A 20,038-nucleotide genomic window follows, 5' to 3' on the forward strand; every position below is an offset into this window, starting at 1 on the left:
CCCGCCACCTGGAGGTTTCAGCATGACCAGACGCCTGCTCGCGGGGGTTCTCCCTGCCCTACTGCTGGCCGGTGTGCTCGCCACGCCGCCGGCTCAGGCCGCCACCATGTACCCGAGCGGCGTCGGCGCCGACCTCGGACCCACCCCGACCACACTCGGCGTGCAACCCGCCGCCGGCGACGACCCAGCCGGGCTGCAGACCGGCACCGAGCAGGGCCGCAGCTACTGGCGGACCAACCAGGCAGCGAACACCAGCTACCTGGAGTTCGACGTCGACCGCGACTACGTCGACGAGATCGGCACCGACGACGTCCTGGTGACGGTGACCTATCTCGACATCGGCACCGGCACCCTCGAACTCCAGTACGACGCCGCCACCGATCCACAGGCGGACGCGGAAGATGTCCGCCTCGGCAACACCGGCGGATGGCAGACCGGCACCTTCGCGCTCACCGACATCGGCTTCACCAACCGCCTCGGCGACGCCGACCTCAGACTCTTCGGCAGCGCCGACATCACCGTCGCGAGTCTGCGGATCAGTACGGCGGGCGCCTCGACCCAACTGGGCGCGTCGCCGATCCAGGACGGCATCAGCCCACGCGCGGGCGACCGGCCGGAGAACCTGATCACCGGCGTGCAGGACGGCCGCCCGTACTGGCAGACCGACCGCACCGCGCCGGCACCCGGCACGAACTTCTTCTACATGAATGTCAGCGACACGTACTTGTATGACAATCGCACCGGTCTGACTCTGATCAGTGTCGACTACTTCGACGAGGGCAACGGTCAGTTCGGCCTGCACTACGACTCCCCCGGCGAGACGATCCCGGAGCGGTTCAAGAACTCCGAACTGGTCAGCTACGGCGACACCAAGACCTGGAAGACGCACACCTTCGCGCTCCCCGACGCCGTGATGACGAACCGCTCGAACGGCGCCGACTTCCGCATCCACAACGGTGACGGTTCGGTCGATCTCAAGGTCGCCGCGGTCCGCGTCGCCAAGGTCGCCAGCACTCTCGACGTCACCGAAGGCCTGGTCGACCTGATCGAAGAGGCGGCCCGGACCGAGAAGGCTGCCCGCGAAGGCACCCGCGACGGCCAGTACCCGGCCGGCAGCCGAGCCATCCTTCGTACGGCGATCGACGACGCCCGTGCGATCGCGGCCACCCCAGGCGTCACCGACGTACAGGTGAAGGAAGCGCTGCAGACCCTGCAGGGAAAGCTGGATGCGTTCACACCCATAGACACGAACTTCGCACCGGAAGGTACGGCGACCGCCAGCAGCGGCACCGGCGCGACCAACGTGAACGACGGCGACCACAGCACTGCCTGGACCAGCGGCCCAGGCGACTCGTGGCTGCAGCTCGACCTCGGCGAGCGGCGACCGGTCAACGACGTACGCGTCGAATGGTCGCAGGCCTACTCCCCCGACTACACCGTCCAGGTCTCGAACGACGGGACCAACTTCACCACCGTTGGTCGCACGGGATCGCCCGGCGCCAACCAGTTCAGCAAGACTCGCTTCGCGACGACCAGCGCGCGGTACGTCCGGGTCGCGATGACCGGCGCCGAATCCTTCATCGTCAAAGAGCTCCAGCTCCGCGAGTCCCCCGTCGTCGCCCCGAAGCCCCGGCTGGTCAAGACGGTCCACCCCACCGAGGACGGCGTGATCGCGGACTTCGACGCCACCGAGTACGGCGCCGATCGCAGTGGCCGGCGTGACTCGACCAAGGCGATCCAGCAGGCGATCTACGCCTGCCAGGACGCGGGCGGCGGCACGATCTGGCTGCCGGCCGGGCGGTACACGGTGTCCGACACGATCGAGGTGCACGCCTTCTGCACCCTGCGCGGCGATCACGGCCAGGCGCCCAACTACGGCACCGTCGTCATCGCAAACCTGACGACCGGCGACGACGGCCCGAGCCTGTTCCGGATCGGCGGCAGCGCCGGCGTCCTCGGTGTCACCACCTACTACCCGAACCAGAACGCCACCGACCCGGTCCCGTACAACTACACCTTCGAGATCCCCGGCGGCGCCTGGATCGGCAACGAGAACTACATGATGGCCACCGTCGCCGACGTCACCATGCTCAACTCCTATCGCGGGATCGGCATCAGCACGATGCCCAACGATCGCGGCAACGCACCCAGCTCCGGCCAGGTGCACGAATCGTCGACAATCCGCAACATCCGCGGCACCGCGCTCTTCGAAGGCGCCCGCGCCTACAACGGTGCCGATGTCGGCACCTGGGAGAACGTTGCTTTCAGCAACTCCTACTGGGCGGACGCGCCGGCCGCCTACAACCCACCGGCCCGCCAGGCTTTGGACGCCTGGACCCGGGCACACGGCACCGGCCTCGTCCTCGGCGACCTCGAGTGGGACCAGTTCCACCGGATCACGCTGACCGACTACCGCGTCGGCATCCACGTCGTCGCCGGTCAGCGCGCCCAGTTCACCGGCAGCTTCCTGCAGCCCGACGTACGACGTACCGATATCGGCATCCTCGTGGACGTGATCGACGACCGCTGGGGAATGACACTGGCCGCCGGACGGATCGAGGGCAGCGACCACGCGATCCAGAACAACTCCCGCGGGTACGTGAAGGTCAATGGCACCACACTCACCGGCGCGGTCGACGGGATCGTCCACCGAATGTCCGGTACAGCGCCGACGTACCAGCAGAAGCCGCTTCCCACACCGAAGCAGACCTTGTACGTCGCCAACGCGCCGCACGGACTCGGGTATCTACCGGCCGCGGACGCGACGACCGCCGTACAGAAGGTGCTGGACAAGGCGGGACGGGACGGCGGCGGGATCGTCTACCTGCCGGCCGGGTGGTACCGGATCGCGACGCATCTGACGGTGCCGGCGAAGGTGGAGTTGCGCGGGGCGTCCGCCGTACCGAACCGGGATCAGTCCGGCGCGAGCGGCGGCACGGTCTTACACGCCTTCGAGAAAGACACCGCCACAGCGCTGCTCACCCTCCAAGCGCGTGCGGGCCTGCGCGGACTGCGCGTCTTCTACCCGGACAACAACCCGGGTAAGCCGGAAGGTGTCGTGCCCTACCCGTTCGCTGTCCGCGGTCATGCCGGCGGCAACTACGTCATCAACGCCGGCTTCCCCAACACCTGGAACGGACTCGATCTGCAGGGCGACGACATCGTCGTCCGCAAGCTCGCCGGCGCGTTCTTCGACCACGCGATCAAGCTCGGCCCGGGCCGCAACGGCCGGATCGAGGGGGTGCTGTCGAACGGGAACGCAGTCACCCGGGTCGGCTACCAGCAGCCGTACTGGATGAACGAGGGCAACATCTTCGAACTCGTCATCGACAAGTACATGCGCAAAACCGCCAAGATCGTCACCGTCGACGGCGCCACCGGGCTGACGTTGCTCAACGTGTTCGCGTATGGCTTCCACGACGGACTGGTGGTGAACAGCGGCCAGGTGGACGCCTTCAACCTCGGCACCGACAACCTCGGCGCCGACGGCTACACCGTGAAGGTCGTCGGCGGTGACGTCGAGGCGACCAACCTCGCCCGCTACAACGGCGCCACCAGCACCGGTCCGGTCACGCTGCGCAACGTGATGGTGATCAACGTCGTCCAGCGCAGCATCCAGGTCGCCACCAGCGGCCCGGGCACTGCGACGATCGCCGGCAACGAGTCCGAACCGGGGACATACGAGGTCGGCGCGCAGGTGACCGTGACGGCGACGCCAACATCGGATAGCGTTTTCCAGAGCTGGACCGTCGATGGTGCGGTGGTTTCGACCGAGGCGTCGTACACCTTCACCGTCGCAACGGACCAGGTCCTGACCGCGAACTTCACTGCCAAGTAGGAGCGAGATGGCTGACCCGACACAGCACCAGGTCGCGATCGTGGGCTGCGGCATCATCGGCCGCACCCACGCCGACACCATCGCGGAGCGGCCCGACGCGACCGTGACCGCACTCGTCGACAGTGACGCCGCCGCCCGTGAGGCGCTGGCCGCCCGGCTGAAGGAGGCCGGGCAGCCGGAGCCCACGGTGTACGACGACCTGACCGCGGCGCTGAGCGGGTCGGACATCTCGCTCGTCGCGATCTGCACGCCCAGCGGCACCCACGCCGCGCTGGCCGAGGAGGCACTCAACGAGAAGAAGCACGTCGTCATCGAGAAGCCGCTCGATGTCGAACTGACCCGGGCGCGGCGCCTCGGCGCGGCCGCGGCCCGGGCGGCGAGCCACGGTTTGGTGTCGTCCGTGATCAGCCAGCACCGGTTCGACGCCGGCAGCGCGGTCGTCCACGAGGCGATCCAGGCCGGCCGGTTCGGTCAGATGACGTCCGCCGTCGCGACGGTTGCCTGGTGGCGCAGCGACGAGTACTACGCCTCGGCCGGCTGGCGTGGCACCTGGGCGCAAGACGGCGGTGGCGCGCTGATGAACCAGGGCGTGCACACCGTTGATCTGCTGCTGTGGTTCATGGGCCGCCCGGTGAACATCCAGGCGCAGGCTCTCCGTGCGGCACACCACGCGATCGAGGTCGAGGACACTGTCGTCGCCACGCTGACCTTCGAGTCCGGGGCCGTCGCCACCCTGCATGCGACGACCGCGGCGTTCCCTGGTGGCCGGACGCGGGTGTCGGTGCACGGGACCGAAGGCGGCGCCGAGGTGGAGAACGATCGGCTCCGCCGGTTCAACGCCGACGGCTCGACCGATGACGTCGACGTCGAACCGGGTGAGCCCGGCCGCCACACGGCGCAGTACGACGACATCCTCGGCGCGATCGCGAACGGCGGGCAGCCGGGCATCACGGTCCAGGACGCGATCGACGCACTCGCCACGGTCCGCGCCGTCTACATCGCCTCGACTCTCCAGCGCCCGGTGAAGTTCATCGACGTACTGGAAGGCCGCTACGACGATGTCGACGTCTCTCGTGGTGTCCGGCTGCCGCCGGACTAGGCTCCGGGCGCCCTGTCGTTGAGGATGCGCTGGTAGAGGTTGCAGTCCTGCCAGGCTCCGGCGATGTGCAGGTACGTCGGGGCGTGGCCGATCTGGGCGAAGCCGGTGCGCTGAAGAACCCGTTGCGATGCGACGTTGTTCGTCAGCGTGCTGGCTTCGATCCGGTGCAGCTTGAGTTCGGCGTCGGCGATCTCGGCGACCGTCTCGACCGCGCGCGTCGCCAGACCGCGACCCACCGCGTCAATCGCGAGCCAGTAGCCCAGGCTCGCGCTGCGGAACGGACCGGGGACGACGTCGTTCAGCGTGATCGCGCCGACGATCCGGTCGCCCTCGGTCAGCACCCAAGGGACGGTCCGACCGTCCTTGTACCTCTCCAACGACCCGGTCAGCTTTTCGCGCTGACCGGCCGGCGTGAACCATGTCTCGGGGCGATCCGGCTCCCACGGCTTGAGGTGGTCCCAGCTGCGGATGTAGGCGTCGGCCAGACCGGCGGCGTCGTCAAGGGTGGCGATGCGGAGCTGAACGTCCGGGGTCAGCGGGTGGGAAGAAATCACTTGGGCAGCCTACGCGCCTGACTCGATCCACTGACCCGTGGCGTGAACGCGTCGTGGAAGATCGTCGATGCGGCTCCGACGGCCGCCGCGTCGGTCTGGAGCATCGACTCCTCCACCGCGACCGGGCGCGTCTCCCGGGCGACCGGATGCGCGTTCACCGCCCGGCCGATCTCGGTCAGGAAGATCTCCGAGATCTCCTTGCCGAACGCCGGCCCGCCGAGGACGACGAGGTCGATATCGAGCAGGTCGACCAGGCCGACCGCGCCCTGACCGATCACCCGGGCGACCTGGGTGACCGCCTTGACGGCCGCCTCGTCACCGTCGGCCGCCGCTTTGCAGACCGCCTTGTACCGCTTGGCCTCGTCGGTCGCGCTCGGGTCTGTCTCGACGTACCCGTACTCCGCCGCGATCACCGGCAGCGAGGCGGTCGGGTTGCATTCGGGCAGCATCCGCGGCCCGTCGTCGGTGTCCCACTCCCCCATCCGCAGCGCCGCGATCTGGCCGAACTCCCCGGCGTTCGCCGTACCGCCGCGGTAGATCGAGCCGTTCAGGATCAGGCCGCTGCCGACACCGGTGCCGAGGTAGAGGTAGGCGAAGTCGCGGGCCCGGGCGGAGCGGCCGATCCACCACTCACCGAGGGCGGCCGCCGTACCGTCCTTCTCGACCAGGACCGGGTGGTTGAGCTTCTCCTGGAGCAGCTGCCGGATCTTCAGGCCGCGCCAGGCGGGCTGCAGCGGGAGCGCGAGCAGGGTGCCATCGGCGTTGATCGGCCCGGGTACGGCGACGCCGACACCGAGCATGGAATCGAGCCCGACCTGGCTGATGCTGAGCGCCGCGGTCACGGTCGCGGCGGTCAGGTCGACGAGCTTGTCAGCGCTCAGATCGTCGGCCAGATCGACGGTCTCCCGGCGCACGATCGTGCCGTCGAGGTCCACGACCGCGACCGTGAGCAGCTCGGGGTCGATGTGGATGCCGACCGCGTGGGCCGCGTTCGGCCGCATCCGCACCGGTGTCCGCGGTTTGCCCAGTCGCTCGGCCCGCTCCTGCGCCTCCTCGACCAGCAGGCCTTGCTGGAGCAGGATGCGCAGGATCCGCGACACCGACTGCTGGGTGAGGCCGGTCCGGCGGGCGATCTCGGTCCGGCTGATGGTGCCGGCCAGCCGGATCGTCTCGATGATCACGGCCTCGTTGAAGGAGCCGAGGTCGTACTGGTTCGCGCCGGCCCGCCGTAACTCTTCGTTCTCCGGCACCTCAGTCCACCTCCCCGTTCCTTGACCTGTTGCCGTCCGTGACTAGCCGAGATCGTACTGCGCGACCATCGTTGTCACGGCGCTTCCAGGGCTCCGTCGATGCGTCGTACGCCGGCTGCCCACTCGTCGTGTCCGGACAGTTGCGCGGGATAACGTGCGGCCGCCTCGAGATCGACGTCGATCCCCCAGCCGGGCGCCTCGTTCGGCCTCAGCCAGCCGTCCTCGATCCGCAGCGTGCCGGGGAACACCTCGTGCGTCGCCTCGTTGTAGAGGTGGCCCTCCTGGATGCCGAAGGCAACGGAACTGACGTCGAGCGCGACGTTCGCGGCGGCGCCGATCGGTGACGTGTCGCCCGGGCCGTGCCACGCCGTACGCACGCCGCACAGCTCGGCCAGGTCGGCGAGCTTGCGGGCCGGGGTCAGGCCGCCGATGTCGGACACGTGCGACCGGATGAAGTCGACGCCGAGGTCGCGGATCAGGCGGACCGCGTCGCCCATCGACGTGGTCAGCTCACCGACCGCCAGCGGCACTGGTGAGGCAGCCCGGACCTCGGGGAGCCGGTCCCAGTGCTCGGGCGGAAGCACATCCTCGAGGAAGAACAGCCCGTACGGCTCGAGCGACCGGGCCAGCAGCACGGCCTCCTTCGGCGTGAGCCGCGAGTGCACGTCGTGCAGCAGCTCGATGTTGTCCGGCAGTGCCTGGCGGGCCTCGGCGAACAGGTCCGGAGTCGTCCGCAGGTAGTCCCGCGCCGACCAGCCGTTGTGGTACGGCGAATCTGGATAGAGAGTCGCCAGCTGCGGGGCGCCGTACCCACCGCCGCCTGGCGTCGACATCTGCAGCCGGATGTGCCGCCAGCCCTGTGCGACGAACTTGTGCGCCTGCTCGAGCGTCTCCTCGATCGTGCGGCCGCTGGCGTGGATGTAGGTGTCGGCGGCGGCGCGGACCTTGCCGCCGAGCAGCTCGTACACCGGCATACCGGCGCGCTTGCCGGCGATGTCCCACAGCGCCTGGTCGATACCCGAGATCGCGTTGTTCGTCACCGGCCCGCCGCGCCAGTACCCGGAGAAACCGGCCAGCCGCGTCAGGTCGCCGATGTCACCCGGGTAGCGTCCGACCAGCAGCCGGGCCAGGTGCTCGTCGACGAACGTCTGCACCGCCTTCCACCGCTGGGTGAAGGTCGCGCAGCCGAGGCCGTACAGCCCCGGCTCGGTGGTCTCGATCTTCACCACGACCAGCGGGATGCCCTGCGGCGCGGTGACGATCGCCTTCACCTCCCGGATCCGTACGTCGTCCCGCACCGGCCAGGGCTGGTCGAAGTTCGAGGGCATTCAGATCTCCAAGGGAAGAGTCGGCAGGTCGAGCTCGTGCCGGGCCTGGAAGCCGAGCACGGTCCGGGCCGCGGTCAGGTCGATCGGCACCTCGCGTCCGATGAACCGCCGCAGCCGCGGCACGTCCGGCGCGAAGGCGTCCAGCAGAGCTTCGGTCTCGTACGGCGCATTCGTGGTGTCGGCGGCCACGAAGAAGGTGTGGGCTCCGGACAACGATGCCGTCAGCCCCAGCTCGATCGCGTACGCCGCGTCCCGCGAATCCAGGTAGCTCCAGGCCTCCCGCAGTCCGCCACGCGGATCACGACGGGCCCCGTCGGCCTGCTTCTGCAGTACGTCGACCGCGTTGACGTGGGGGAATCGGAACGCGACCACGTCGATCCCCCACGTCCGCCAGGCCATCCGGGCAGCGTTCTCGTCGTTCTGCTTGGACAGCGAATAGGCGTCGCCGACATCGGCCGGGATCTTCTCGTCCAGCGGGAAGTAGGCAGGCAGGATCTCGTGCGGGTTGAACGGGATGCCGGTCGCATTGATGCTGCTGGCGATCACCGCCCGGTCGATGCCGAGCGCACCGGCCTGGGCCAGTACGTTGAACGTCGACACCACGTTGATGGTGTAGACGTCGTACGGCGTACCGGCCGAAGGGTGAGCCAGGGCGGCCAGATGGACCACGTACTCGACGTCGGTGAGCGCCTCGGCGACGTCGGCCTCGGACCGGGTGTCGCCGATCAGGACCCGGTCGGCCTTGAGATCCGGGTGCTCGACGTTCGACAGCGTGGTCACCAGCGCCCCGAGCTCGGTCAGGTGCTGAACCGTGACCAGCCCGATCCGCCCCGCCGCCCCCGTGACCAGCACCCGCCGGCCGTTGAGTGCTGTCACTCTTTGATTCCTCCCGACATCCCCACACCTTTCAGGAACTGCTTCTGGAACACCAAGAACAAGACCACAGGTATCAGTACCGCCAGGAACAGGGCACTCATCTGCAGTGAGATCTCCGTGGTCTCGGCCACCCGCGGCAGCGCCACCGAGATCGGCTGCAGCCGAGGATCCGGCAGCACCAGCAACGGCCAGAGGTAATCCTTCCAGGAACCGATCACGGTCAGCAGGGCGACCACCCCGACGATCGGCTTCGACAGCGGCAGCACCAGGGAGGTGAACAGTCGCAGATTGCTCGCGCCGTCGATCCTGGCCGCCTCGATCAGCTCCCGCGGGATCGAGTCGAAGTACCGCTTCATCACCAGGATGTTGAACGCGCCGGCCGCCTGCGGCAGCCAGACCGCCCAGAAGGTGTTCTGCAGGTTCACCCCGAGCACCGGCATCTTGAGGATGGTCAGGTACAGCGGGACCAGCGAGATGACACCCGGCAGGAACAGCGTCGCCAGTACGGCGCCGGTCACGATCGGTCCCCACTTCGGCCGCAACACGCTCAGCACGAAGGCGCCCGTCGTACACACGAACAAGGTCGACAGCAACGAGCCGATCGCGATGATCGCGGTGTTGCCGAGGTACGAGCCGATCTGCACCCGGGTCCAGGCCTCGGGGATGTTGTGCCACTGGATCCCGGACGGCCACAGCTGCATCGGGCCGCGCAGGATGTCCTGGCTGGTGGACAGGCCCGACTTCAGCAGCCAGAGCAGCGGTCCGATACCGGCGATGACGACGCCGATGAACAGCAGCACCTGGATCGCGGGCAGGCCGTACCGGATTAGCGACCGCTTCCGGTCGGCCACGGAGATGATGCCGCGCTCGTCGCTCATGTGATGCTCCAGCGCCGGGTGAGGAAGTGGTAGACGACGGACAGCACGCACAGGACCCCGGCCAGCAGGACGCTGAGCGCGGTCGCGGCACCGAAGTCGCCGTTGATGAACGCGTACCGGTAGATCAGCAGCAGGATCGTGGTGGTCGCGTTGTCCGGACCGCCGCCGGTGAACAGGAACGGCTCGGTGAACACCTGGAACGTCCCGATCAGCTGCAGCAGCATCATGATCAGGATGATTCCGCGGATCTGCGGCAGCGTGACGTGCCAGACGCGCTTCCAGATCCCGGCTCCGTCCAGTTCGGCCGCTTCGTACAGTTCGGTCCGTACGCCGGTCAGCGCGGCCAGGTAGATGATCGCCGTGGCGCCGGCGCCGGCCCAGGTCGCCTCCAGCACGATGGCCGGCATCGCCAGGTCCGGCGAGTTCAGCCAGGCGAACGGCCCGATGCCGAACCAGCCGAGGATGGCGTTGAACACGCCGGAACCGCTGGGGTCGTAGAAGAACTTCCACAGCAGGATCGCCGCCACCGGCGGAACCACGGCCGGCAGGTAGGAGATCACGTTGTAGAGCCAGCCGGTACTGCGCAGTTCGCTGATGAACACGGCCAGGAACAGCGGGACCGGGAAGCCGAAGATCAGGGCGAGGAGGGCGAAGTACAGCGTGTTGACCGCCGCCTGCGGGAGCTGCGGATCGGTCAGCACATAGCTGAAGTTCGCCATCCCGACCCACTCCGGGGTGGTGACCAGGTTGTTCTTCTGGAAGCTGAGCACCAGGCCGCGGACGATCGGGCCCCAGGAGAAGTACAGGAAGGTCAGCACCAGGGGCAGGGCGAAGATGATGGCGCTGAGTCCGCCGGAGCGGTACCAGGTGGCAACGCTCCGGCCGGACTTCGGCGTACGGAGGAGGGACATTCGGCTACCGGGCCAGGCGGGCGTCGATCTTCGATGCGGCGTCGGCCAGTAGCTTGTCGATATCCGCGTCCTTCTTGGTCAGCACCTGCTGGACGACCGGGTCGAGCAAGGCGTAGACCTCCTGCCCCTTGTTCGGCGGCTCGGGCAGCAGCTTCAGCGACTTGGTCGAGTCGATGTAGCCCTGGAACTGCTTCACCGGGACGTTGACGTAGGGCTCACGCCACTTGTTGTACTGGTCGTAGGTCGCCTGGCTCAGCGGCGTGATGCCTGGCCTGCCGACGAAGCCCTTGTCGGCGATCGTGTCCTTGGCGTTCTGCACCGCGAGGCTCTCGGTGGTGTACTTGTCGAACTCCTGCGACTTGATCCACTTCAGCGCCGCGACGATCTCGTTCTTGCTCGCCTTCGGATTGATCATCTTCAGCGAGCCACCGGTCAGCGTGCCGTGCGGGCCGCCGTCCTGCGGCAGCGCGGCGTGACCGTAGTCGGCCGGTTTCATGCCGAAGTTCTTCACGCACATGTCGTAGGCGTCCGGCGCCTGCAGGACCATGCCGATCTTGCCGGCCGCGAAGTCCTGCCGGATCTCCTCCTGGTTGTAGAGGAAGTTGCTGCCCATCGCGTTGTCGGTCCAGCGCATGTCTTTCAGCAACTGCAGCGCCTTCTTGGTCGGCGCGTCGTTGAAGGTGGCCTTCTTGCCGTCCTCGCTCTCCACCGAGCCGCCCATGCTGTACGTCATGGTGGTGAGCATCCAGCCGCCGGTGTTGTCCTTGGTCAGCTGCGCGTAGCCGGCCTTGCCGGTCTTCTCGGTGATCTGCTTGGCGTACTGGCGGACCTCGTCCCAGGTCGTCGGCGGCTTGTCCGGGTCCAGTCCGGCCTGCTTGAACAGCGCCCGGTTGTAGGCCAGCCCGACGGAGAACACATCGATCGGTACGCCGTAGATGCGGCCGTTGTCGTCCTGGACGATCTTGAGCACGTCCGGGTTGAGGTCCTTGGTCAGGTCGACCAGCTTCAGCTCGTCGGTGATGTCCGGCAGCTGCTTGTTCGGGATCATGTTGGCCGGCTCGGTGAAGCTGATGTTCATCACCGTCGGCAGCGATCCGCCGGCCACCTGCGCCTGGAAGGTCTGCGCGTCCCACTTCGTCTCGGTGGACTTCACCGTGATGTTCGGGTGGGCGTCGGTGAACTTCTTGATATTGCGCTCGAACGCGGCGATGTCGTTCGGCTTGTCCGGGGTCGGGCGGTCCCCGATCGTGATCGTGACCGGCGCGTTCTCGTCGATCGCCCCGCCGGCATCGGCGGCCGGCGTCGTACCGTCCGCACAACCGGCGACCGCGAGCACCAGCCCTGCCAGCCCCAGTCCGGCGCCCCACCTGCTCACTCTCGTCATCGGAACTCCTCAGGTTTCCGGATGCCGCCGACGTGCTCTGAGCTACACATCGACTAAGTCCCGAGTAAGTTAAACCAAGCGTGTTACTTTCTCAATGGGTAGAGCCGGACCGATTTCGGCAGTACTTCCGATCAGCTGTTCAGGTCGCCCAGCGGCATGTACTTGGGCGACTGGGCGTCGGCGAGGAACTCGAGGAGGAGGCGGTTCACCAGGTCGGGCTTCTCCAGCGGTACCGCGTGCGAGGCGCCCGGGACGATGGCCAGTTGCGCGTCCGGGATCGCCCTCGCGACCGCGGCATTGTGCTCGATGCGCACACAGTCGTCGTCGCCTTGCATGAGCAGGACCGGCATCGGCAAGTGCTTCAGGTCGCTGGGTTCGATGTCCGGGATCGACGTCCACATCTGGGTCCACTTGGCGAAGACCACACCGAAGTGCTCAGGACCATCCGGAGACAACCGCTCATAGTCCGCAAGGGCGATCGTCGAGAGCTGATCGAGGCCCTCGGGTGTCGTCATCAGGCGGTCGTTGGCAGGCGTTCCCCCGGCCCTGGTGAGTTCGGTGCCGATCATCACCAGCTTCCGGACCAGGTCCGGACGGCTCAACGCCGCCCGGACCGCGACCTTGCCGCCGTCGCTCCAGCCGACGATGTGTGCCGACCCGAGTCCCAGCGCCGTCATGAACGCGACCAGGTCCGCGGCGAAGCCGTCCATCGTCGCCGGCCCCTCGACGTCCGGACTCCGCCCGTGCCCGCGCCGGTCGGGGACGATCACCTGATAGTGCTCGGCCAGCGCCGGCACCTGCGCCGCCCAGCTCTCACCCGTCGTCGCGCCACCGTGGATCAGGACGATGGCATCCCCGTCGCCCACGACCTCGTAGTACGTCCGCACTCCCCCGGCATCGATGTACTCGCCCATGCCCTCATCATCCGCCCGCGGAACAACTGTGAATTTGGGCCATGACCGAAACCGATTGATGCTCTAGCCTGTTGGGATGCAATTACGGTCCTGACCGCAAGGGGTACGTGTGATCCCGCGCCGAAGAGTGCTGCAGCTCGCCGCTGCCGCCACCTTGCTACCGCCCGCCGCCGCCCACGCCGCACCGACGGCACCACGTGGGACCGTCACCGATCTCGGTCCGGCCAGCGTCACCACGCCGCTCGGGAACGCCGACTTCGCCGGGTCCGTGCTCTACGCCGGGACACGCGGACTGGCCCCGAATGTGGTGGGGTCGTACGACCTCGCCCAGGACGAAGTGACCGCGCACTTCGACATTCCGACCGGGATCGGGATCTGGGCGATGTGCGCGGTCGGGACCGACATCTACATCGCCGCCCACGGCCAGTCGGACCTCTACCGGCTGGACACGGTCACCAGTCAGGTGACGAAGGTCGGCAGCTACCCGTGGCCGTACATCTGGAACATCGCCTCCTCCCCGGACGGCAAGGTCTACCTCGCCATCTCCGACCCGGGCCGCGTGGTCGAGTACGACCCGGCTACCGGAACCAGCCGCGACCTCGGCGAGATCGTGCCGGGCGAGGCCTACGCGCGCAGCGTCGCGGCCGACGAGACCACGGTGTACGTCGGGATCGGGCCGCGCGCGCACCTGATCGCGATCGACCGGGCGACCGGCGCGAAGACCGAGATCCTGCCGGCCGAGTTGGCTGCCCGGGACTTCGTCGCCAGCATGCACATCTCGGACACTCATCTGGCCGCGGGCATCTCCTCCAACGGCGAGGCGCTGCTGCTGTCCAAGGCCACGCCGGCCGAGCATCGGGTGATCGCGGCAGCGGGCGAGAAGTACATCACCTCGGTCCTTCTGCACGAGGACCATCTCTACTTCGCGGGTCGGCCGAGCGGCATGCTCTACCGGACCCCGATCGCGGGTGGTGACGTGGAGCCGCTCGGCGTGCCCCAGCCGGAGGCGGCCACCCATCGGCTGCTCTCCCATGACGGCAAGGTGTACGGCGTCCAGGACGGAGCCGTGTTCGTCTTCGATCCAGCCACGCACACGCTGGACTTCGTCAACCTGGTCCAGCGCGGATTCAAGGCGGCTCCCGAGCAGCCGATGTCGGTGCACTCCGACGGCAAGCGTGTGTACGTCGGCGGCAAGGGTGGCGCGGACATCCACGATCTGGCCGCCGGCACCAGGTCCCGCCTCGGCATCCCAGGCGAGCCGAAGACGGCGTTGACGGTCAAGGACACGACCTACCTCGGCGTCTACACTCAGGGTCTGCTGTACGCGCACCGACCGGGCGAGGAGTCGGCGAAGCTGCTCGGCAAGACCGGCAACCAGCAGGACCGGCCACGCGACCTCGCCTACGACCACGCGACCGAGCTCATCGCCATGTCGACGCAACCCGAGCCCGGCCAGCTCAACGGCGCACTGACCCTGCACTCGCCGCGCACCGGCGAATGGACGACGTACCGAGGTGTCGTGCCGCGACAGAGCCCGTACGCCGTCGTGTGTCATGCCGGTGTGGCCTACCTCGGCACCAACATCCAGGAGGGCCTCGGCCTGCCGCCGGCCACGACGACCGCTCGGCTGGCCGCGTTCGATCTGCGGCGGCGCAAGCTCCTCTGGCAGATCGAGCCCGTTGCCGGCGCGGTCGTGATCCCTGGCCTCGCCTTCTTCTGCGGCAGCCTGTACGGCATCACCAGCAGCGGCTGGGTCTTCCAGTACGACGCGGGTCGCCGACGCGTGACGCGGACGGTCAGGGCGGGCACGAAGGGCTCGGATATGCATGTCGTCGACGGGATCGCCTACTCGACCGACGGGAACTCGGTCTACGCGATCGACCTGGAGAGCTTCACGGTGACGGCGCTCGTCAGCGATCTGGCCGGCGAGTGGTTCGGCGGAGAGCCGAAGCTCGGGGTGGATCCGCGTGGTGCCGCCCTGTTCGCGGTGAAGGCCCGCAACCTGGTCCGCATCCAGCTCTAATCGAGTGGAGGCGCGGTCGCCGGTCGGAGAGGATGACGCCATGCAGCTCCGACCCGCGACCGCCGACGACTTCACGTTCCTGACCGAGATGTTGCTGGAGGCATACAACTGGGACGGGACGTCCTGGTTCACCCTCGACAAGCTGCGCGCTGAGGACAAGGCCTGGCGGTACGTGGCCGGCTGGCCACGCTCGACCGACTTCGGAGTGATCGCCGAGGTCGACGGCACGCCGGCGGGAGCCGCCTGGGCCCGCCTTCTCACCGCCGATCGACCCGGCTACGGCTACATCGCCGACGATGTCCCGGAGTTGTCGCTCGGCGTCTCCCCCGCGTTCCGCCGCCAAGGCATCGCCCGCGCGGTGATGACCGAGCTCATCGCGGTCGCGCGCAGCAGTACGCCGTACACCCGGCTGAGCCTCAGCGTCGATCCGGCGAACAACGCTGCGAAGCTCTACCGCTCACTCGGGTTCGAGACGGTGGGCACCGTCGAGACCTCGGAAACGATGGTCCTCGAGCTTTAGCCACGGCGCGCTTTACCCGAAGCCCTGGACGCGGAATTGCATGACGCGGTAGGGCCAGCCGGCGTCGGTCTTCCATTGGCTGACGGCCAGGTGCAGGTCGCTGAGCGTGGAGCCGGGGATGATGTAGCCGCCGTACAGCTGGGCGACGTGGTTGCCGTCCTCGGAGCCCCACGCGCCGCCGTAGATCAGCGTCTGCCGGTACGCCGTGTAGAGGTTCGAGGTCGGGGTGTCCATGATGATGCCGTCGATCCGGTAGTCACCGGCGTTGAACCAGGTGAGCACCCACTTGCCGCCGAGCGGCCGCAGGCAAAGCTCGCCGAAGCTGCCGTTCAGGATGGGCGTCGCCGGATTGCCCCAGGCCCAGACACCGTCGCGATAGCCCCAGGGTTCGTACGCCGCCGGGTTGGCGATCTGGTCGCTGCGGACGCGCTTGAGGATGATCGGCTTGTTGCGCTGGAACCCGGTCGAGTAGACGTACACATACCCGTCGTTGCCCTCACCCCAGGTCAGGCACTGGAACAGTCCACCGTCGATGTTCGGGTCGAACTTCGCGCCGGTGTGGTACCAGCTCGCGCCCGAGTTGTCGCTGCGCCAGATCTCTGTCCAGACCACGTTGCCGAGACCCTTGTTCACCATCACGTGCAGGTACATCGACCCGCCGATGGTGATCACGTCCGACGGCAGCACGGTCGAGAACACCGGGTTGTCGTGCTCGTACTCCCACAACTGCTGCGCGGCCGCTCCCCCAACCGCCCCGGACCACTGCACCCCGCTGTTCAGGTCGGTCGTGGTCGACCACAGCGCGACCGGCGATCGCCACCAGCCGCCGCCGACCACCGGCTGCTCGAAGGTGTCGCCGAACACGAACAGCATCCGCCCGTCCGGCGTCCGCGCGGGAACGCCCAGGTCCGTGGCCGCCATCCGGAACCGGTCCGTCAACCCCGGCCCGGTCAGATCGGCCACCTTGTTCGTCAGGACGGCCTGGCTCCTGGCGACGGCCGGCAGACCGGGTACGGCGGCCACCACACCGGCACCGAGAACAGCACGAAGGAACGTGGATCGCTTCATCAGTTGACTCCCAGGGGCGGATTGGAAATCGATTTCTCAGGACGATCCCGCACTCACCCTCCGAAGTCAAGACCTCGCTGTCCGGTAGCGACCCGGCGTAGTACCGACGAGGTTGGAGAAGGCTGCGATGAAGCTGCTGGGGTTCGACCAGCCGCAGGCGTGGGCGACGTGGGTGGTGTCGTGCCCGTCGGCGAGAAGCACCAGCGCGTGGTAGATGCGTAGCTGGGTGCGCCACTGGTAGAAAGTCATGCCGAGTTCATCGTGGAACAGCCGGCTGAGAGTGCGGCCACTGGCTCCGATCGTCTGCCCGAGTTCGGCCAATGAGGTGTTGTCGCCGGGCTTCTCGTACAGCAACTGCGCGACGGCTCGCAATCGATCGTCGCGTGGTTCTGGCAGCTGCAGAGGCGGCTCGTGTGCCTCGTGGAGTTCGTCAACGAGGACGCGACGCAGGCGCGCGCGGGCGGCCTGGTCACGGTCGGGTGGGCCGGTGAGGATGAGCAGGATGTCGCGGGCGAGGTCGGAGACCATGAACACGGCCGGCTTGCCTGGTACGAGCCGGGCCAGGGATTCCGGCAGGAACAGGATCCGCATATCCGTGCTGCCGTGCGCCCGGTGGTAGTGCGTGAACCCGCCTGGGATCCAGGTGACTCGATTGGCCGGGACGATCGAGGTCCCGCGTTCGGTGTGAACCGACAGGACGCCGCGGGCTGCGTACACCAGGTGTCCCCGTGGATGGGAGTGCACTGAGCTTGTTCCGCCCGACGGCCAGAGATGCATCCCTGCGGACGGCCACAGCTGCGACTGGGGAACTTGGCGGCCAACGGGCATAAGTTGGCATTTTACCGGTGGCCGGTCACGGCGGCTGCTGGCAACACTGCAGGCATGATGATGCGAGCGGCGGTTTGTCGCAGGCCGGGTGGCCCGGAGGTACTCGAGATCAGTGAGGTGCCGGTGCCGGCGGTTCGGGCGGGCTGGAGCCTGGTGGAGGTGAAGGCCGCGGGCTTGAACCGGTCGGAGCTCAGGACCCGTCAGGGCCATTCGCCGGCCGTGAGTTTCCCGCGGGTGCTCGGGATCGAATGTGTCGGAGTCGTGGCCGCCTCGACCGATCCCAGGTTGCCCGAAGGGACGACCGTTGCCGCGGTGATGGGTGAGATGGGCCGGGAGTTCGACGGCGGTTATGCGGAGTACGCCCTGTTGCCGAACTCGCTGCTGATGCCGATCAGCACCACGCTGTCCTGGGACGTCTTGGCCGCACTACCCGAGACCTACTTGACCGCACACGGCTCGCTGGACGCGTTGGGCGTCGTGCCGGGCGGCCCGGCGCGATTGCTGATCCGTGGAGGAACCTCGTCGGTGGGGATGGCGGCCGCGTCGATTGCCTCCGGCTACGGCCTCGAGACCGCGGCCACGACCCGGCGGCACGACAAGATCGCCGCGTTGACCGCGGCCGGCGTCGACCACGTACTCCTGGACACCGGCGATCCACTGGCGCGAAGCATGCACTCGATCTGGCCCGAGGGTCCCGACTATGTCCTGGAACTCGTCGGCGCGAGGACGACGGTGGATTCGCTGCACCTGGTCCGTCGTGGCGGGACAGTCTGCGTGGCAGGCTCGCTCAGCGGATGGACCATCCCGAACTTCGAGGCCATCGCGATGATCCCGCCCGGTACCAAGCTCACGGCCTTCCACAGCGACTCCCTCAAGGGCACTGCGGGCACCCCCGTGCTGCAGCGAATTGTCCACGAGGTAGAGGCCGGTACCTACCGACCCAACATCGACCGTGTCTTCCCCCTGGACGACATCGTCAAGGCCCACCACTACATGGAAACCAACCAGGCCACCGGAAAGGTCGTCGTACTGCCCTAGGCCTTGCCGGTGGCTACTGGGCGGGTGGGGTCGGTGATCCACTCCGACCACGAGCCGACGTACAGGGTGGCAGGGATGCCGGTGACTTCCAGGGCCAGGACCTCATGGGCGGCCGTGACGCCGGAGCCGCAGTAGACGCCTACCTGGGTCGTGCCGTCCACGCCGAGCTTCTCGAAGCGTTCGCGGAGCTCGTCGGCCGGCAGGAAGCGACCGGTCTCGTCCACGTTGGCGGTGGTGGGTGCGTTGACGGCGCCGGGGATGTGCCCGGCGACCGGGTCCATCGGCTCGACCTCGCCGGCGAACCGCTCCGGCGCCCGGGCGTCCAACAGCACCCCGGCCGCGGCGACGTCGGCCGCACCGTCGGCGTCCAGCAGTGGGATGTGGCCTGCCGTCGCGGTGAAGGAGCCGTCCCCGTCGGCCGGAACGTCGGTGGTCACCTCTCCCCCGGCCGCCTGCCAGGCGGCGAGTCCGCCGTCGAGCACGCGTACGTCGCCGACGCCGAAGTACCGGAAGATCCACCACGCCCGCGCGGCCGCCGTCGAGTTGGCCGCGTCGTAGACGACCACCGGCGTACTCGGGTCGACCCCGGCCCGACGCAGTGCCGCGGTCACGGTAGTTGCTGCCGGCAATGGATGACGGCCGGGACCGGGCGGTCCGGCGAGCTCAGTTTCCAGGTCGACGAAGTGTGCGCCCGGGAGGTGGCCGGCGTCGTACGCCTCCCGGCCGGGCGGGCCGGCCAGATTCCAGGTGACGTCGATCAGCACCGGACGCTCGGCAGCGGCCTGCAGTTCGTCAACAGTGATCAATGCGCTCATGACGCGGCTCCTCCGAACGGCAGGACTTCTGGTGACAGGGTGGCGCGGGCGCGGGCCTGGGTTAGGCGGCGCCGGTGGTGCCGGCGGCACAGCACCTCGTACGCGACCTCGTGGTCGTGCGACACGATGTCACCGACCACCAACTGCTCGCCCTCCGTCACCATCTCCCCACCGATCGTACGGGCGTTGTGCGTGGCCCGTTCACCGCACCAGCACAACGCTTCGACCTGGAGCAGTTCCATCCGGTCGGCGAGCTCTACCAGCCGTGCCGAACCCGGGAACAGGGTGGCGCGGAAGTCGGTCAGGATGCCGAAGCAGAACACGTCGATCTGCAGCTCGTCGACCAGCCGGGCCAGCTGCTCGACCTGCAGCGCGCTGTAGAACTGGGCCTCGTCACAGACCACGTAGTCGATCCGGCCGCCCTGGGTCAGTTCGCCGACGACGAAGTCCCAGAAGTCGAACTCCGGCCGTACCTCGATCGCCGTGGCCGCCAGCCCGAGCCGCGACGACAGCACCGACTCGCCGGCCCGGTCGTGGCTGGTGAAGATCCGGCCGAGCCGGCCACGGGCCTTGTGGTTGTGATCCATCTGCAGGGCGAGGGTGGACTTGCCGCAGTCCATGGTCCCGGTGAAGTAGAGCAGCTCAGCCACGGGCGATCATCCTGCCAAGTCAGCGGATCACACCGCACCTCGGGGTGGCGCGTCGTACCAGGTC

At 68.0% G+C, this 20,038-nt stretch carries 17 protein-coding genes; 5 read left to right on the plus strand and 12 right to left on the minus strand.

The genetic code is table 11. The annotated features are described in order from the left end of the window. The first annotated feature begins 22 nt into the window (after positions 1-22). Both EV652_RS20285 and EV652_RS20290 read left to right on the plus strand, forming a co-directional pair. The gene (locus EV652_RS20285; protein ID WP_132210726.1) at positions 23-3,838 is read left to right on the plus strand and encodes a discoidin domain-containing protein; all 3,816 of its coding nucleotides are present in this window, start codon (positions 23-25) and stop codon (positions 3,836-3,838) included. Positions 3,839-3,845: 7 nt separating this feature from the next. Continuing rightward, a complete protein-coding gene (locus EV652_RS20290) occupies positions 3,846-4,937 on the plus strand; it encodes a Gfo/Idh/MocA family protein (RefSeq protein WP_132210727.1) in 1,092 nt (363 codons plus the stop codon). Here EV652_RS20290 and EV652_RS20295 read toward each other — a convergent pair. The 8 genes from EV652_RS20295 to EV652_RS20330 form a co-directional block, all read right to left on the minus strand. Then, positions 4,934-5,491 (minus strand): GNAT family N-acetyltransferase, encoded by a 558-nt coding sequence (locus tag EV652_RS20295; protein WP_132210728.1) that lies wholly within the window; start codon positions 5,489-5,491, stop codon positions 4,934-4,936. The genes EV652_RS20290 and EV652_RS20295 overlap by 4 nt on opposite strands. Further along, complete coding sequence (locus EV652_RS20300; protein ID WP_132210729.1) at positions 5,488-6,741, minus strand: ROK family transcriptional regulator; 1,254 nt, start codon at positions 6,739-6,741, stop codon at positions 5,488-5,490. The genes EV652_RS20295 and EV652_RS20300 overlap by 4 nt, the downstream gene beginning before the upstream one ends. A gap of 74 nt (positions 6,742-6,815) precedes the next feature. Continuing rightward, on the minus strand, positions 6,816-8,069 hold the full coding sequence (locus tag EV652_RS20305; protein WP_132210730.1) for an enolase C-terminal domain-like protein: 1,254 nt from the start codon (positions 8,067-8,069) through the stop codon (positions 6,816-6,818). Then, on the minus strand, positions 8,070-8,945 hold the full coding sequence (locus tag EV652_RS20310; RefSeq protein WP_242001877.1) for an NAD-dependent epimerase/dehydratase family protein: 876 nt from the start codon (positions 8,943-8,945) through the stop codon (positions 8,070-8,072). Continuing rightward, on the minus strand, positions 8,942-9,823 hold the full coding sequence (locus EV652_RS20315; RefSeq protein WP_132210731.1) for a carbohydrate ABC transporter permease: 882 nt from the start codon (positions 9,821-9,823) through the stop codon (positions 8,942-8,944). The genes EV652_RS20310 and EV652_RS20315 overlap by 4 nt, the downstream gene beginning before the upstream one ends. Next, entirely contained in the window at positions 9,820-10,734 is a 915-nt protein-coding gene (locus EV652_RS20320) for a carbohydrate ABC transporter permease (RefSeq protein ID WP_132210732.1), read from the minus strand. The genes EV652_RS20315 and EV652_RS20320 overlap by 4 nt, the downstream gene beginning before the upstream one ends. A 4-nt stretch (positions 10,735-10,738) precedes the next feature. After that, positions 10,739-12,118 (minus strand): ABC transporter substrate-binding protein, encoded by a 1,380-nt coding sequence (locus EV652_RS20325; protein ID WP_132210733.1) that lies wholly within the window; start codon positions 12,116-12,118, stop codon positions 10,739-10,741. A 131-nt stretch (positions 12,119-12,249) separates the two neighbouring features. Then, positions 12,250-13,032, minus strand: a complete 783-nt coding sequence (locus tag EV652_RS20330) for an alpha/beta fold hydrolase (RefSeq protein WP_132210734.1) — start codon at positions 13,030-13,032, stop codon at positions 12,250-12,252. Between the two features lie 109 nt (positions 13,033-13,141). Between EV652_RS20330 and EV652_RS20335 the strand changes: the two genes are divergently transcribed. Together EV652_RS20335 and EV652_RS20340 are read left to right on the plus strand one after the other, a co-directional pair. Then, positions 13,142-15,055, plus strand: coding sequence for a YncE family protein (locus EV652_RS20335; protein WP_132210735.1), 1,914 nt, complete (start codon positions 13,142-13,144; stop codon positions 15,053-15,055). 40 nt (positions 15,056-15,095) lie between these two features. After that, positions 15,096-15,575 carry a GNAT family N-acetyltransferase gene (locus EV652_RS20340; RefSeq protein ID WP_132210736.1) on the plus strand — a complete coding sequence of 160 codons (480 nt, stop codon included), beginning with the start codon at positions 15,096-15,098 and terminating at the stop codon, positions 15,573-15,575. A gap of 12 nt (positions 15,576-15,587) precedes the next feature. Here EV652_RS20340 and EV652_RS20345 read toward each other — a convergent pair whose 3' ends face one another. Next, entirely contained in the window at positions 15,588-16,643 is a 1,056-nt protein-coding gene (locus tag EV652_RS20345; RefSeq protein WP_132210737.1) for a glycoside hydrolase family 183 protein, read from the minus strand. Positions 16,644-16,709: 66 nt separating this feature from the next. Beyond that, positions 16,710-17,360 carry a helix-turn-helix transcriptional regulator gene (locus EV652_RS20350; RefSeq protein WP_242001878.1) on the minus strand — a complete coding sequence of 217 codons (651 nt, stop codon included), beginning with the start codon at positions 17,358-17,360 and terminating at the stop codon, positions 16,710-16,712. 165 nt (positions 17,361-17,525) lie between these two features. Here EV652_RS20350 and EV652_RS20355 point away from each other — a divergent pair, with 165 nt between their 5' ends. Then, positions 17,526-18,509: a zinc-binding dehydrogenase gene (locus EV652_RS20355; protein WP_132210738.1), complete on the plus strand. Its 984-nt coding sequence runs from the start codon at positions 17,526-17,528 to the stop codon at positions 18,507-18,509. Here EV652_RS20355 and EV652_RS20360 read toward each other — a convergent pair. Both EV652_RS20360 and EV652_RS20365 read right to left on the minus strand, forming a co-directional pair. After that, positions 18,506-19,324 (minus strand): sulfurtransferase, encoded by an 819-nt coding sequence (locus EV652_RS20360; RefSeq protein ID WP_132210739.1) that lies wholly within the window; start codon positions 19,322-19,324, stop codon positions 18,506-18,508. The two genes, EV652_RS20355 and EV652_RS20360, sit on opposite strands and share 4 nt — an antisense overlap. Next, the gene (locus tag EV652_RS20365) at positions 19,321-19,974 is read right to left on the minus strand and encodes a thymidine kinase (RefSeq protein WP_132210740.1); all 654 of its coding nucleotides are present in this window, start codon (positions 19,972-19,974) and stop codon (positions 19,321-19,323) included. Before EV652_RS20365 ends, EV652_RS20360 begins: the two co-directional genes overlap by 4 nt. Between the last annotated feature and the right edge of the window lie 64 nt (positions 19,975-20,038).

Source organism: Kribbella steppae (genome assembly GCF_004342025.1).
GTDB classification, from domain to species: Bacteria; Actinomycetota; Actinomycetes; order Propionibacteriales; family Kribbellaceae; genus Kribbella; species Kribbella steppae.

What these genes read in the sequence shown, in the direction of transcription:
- EV652_RS20360 (WP_132210739.1), bottom strand. Translation starts at nt 19,324, where the DNA reads ATGAGCGCATTGATCACTGTTGACGAACTGCAGGCCGCTGCCGAGCGT.
- EV652_RS20325 (WP_132210733.1), bottom strand. Translation starts at nt 12,118, where the DNA reads ATGACGAGAGTGAGCAGGTGGGGCGCCGGACTGGGGCTGGCAGGGCTG.
- EV652_RS20285 (WP_132210726.1), top strand. Translation starts at nt 23, where the DNA reads ATGACCAGACGCCTGCTCGCGGGGGTTCTCCCTGCCCTACTGCTGGCC.
- EV652_RS20330 (WP_132210734.1), bottom strand. Translation starts at nt 13,032, where the DNA reads ATGGGCGAGTACATCGATGCCGGGGGAGTGCGGACGTACTACGAGGTC.
- EV652_RS20355 (WP_132210738.1), top strand. Translation starts at nt 17,526, where the DNA reads ATGATGATGCGAGCGGCGGTTTGTCGCAGGCCGGGTGGCCCGGAGGTA.
- EV652_RS20320 (WP_132210732.1), bottom strand. Translation starts at nt 10,734, where the DNA reads ATGTCCCTCCTCCGTACGCCGAAGTCCGGCCGGAGCGTTGCCACCTGG.
- EV652_RS20315 (WP_132210731.1), bottom strand. Translation starts at nt 9,823, where the DNA reads ATGAGCGACGAGCGCGGCATCATCTCCGTGGCCGACCGGAAGCGGTCG.
- EV652_RS20290 (WP_132210727.1), top strand. Translation starts at nt 3,846, where the DNA reads ATGGCTGACCCGACACAGCACCAGGTCGCGATCGTGGGCTGCGGCATC.
- EV652_RS20305 (WP_132210730.1), bottom strand. Translation starts at nt 8,069, where the DNA reads ATGCCCTCGAACTTCGACCAGCCCTGGCCGGTGCGGGACGACGTACGG.
- EV652_RS20340 (WP_132210736.1), top strand. Translation starts at nt 15,096, where the DNA reads ATGCAGCTCCGACCCGCGACCGCCGACGACTTCACGTTCCTGACCGAG.
- EV652_RS20345 (WP_132210737.1), bottom strand. Translation starts at nt 16,643, where the DNA reads ATGAAGCGATCCACGTTCCTTCGTGCTGTTCTCGGTGCCGGTGTGGTG.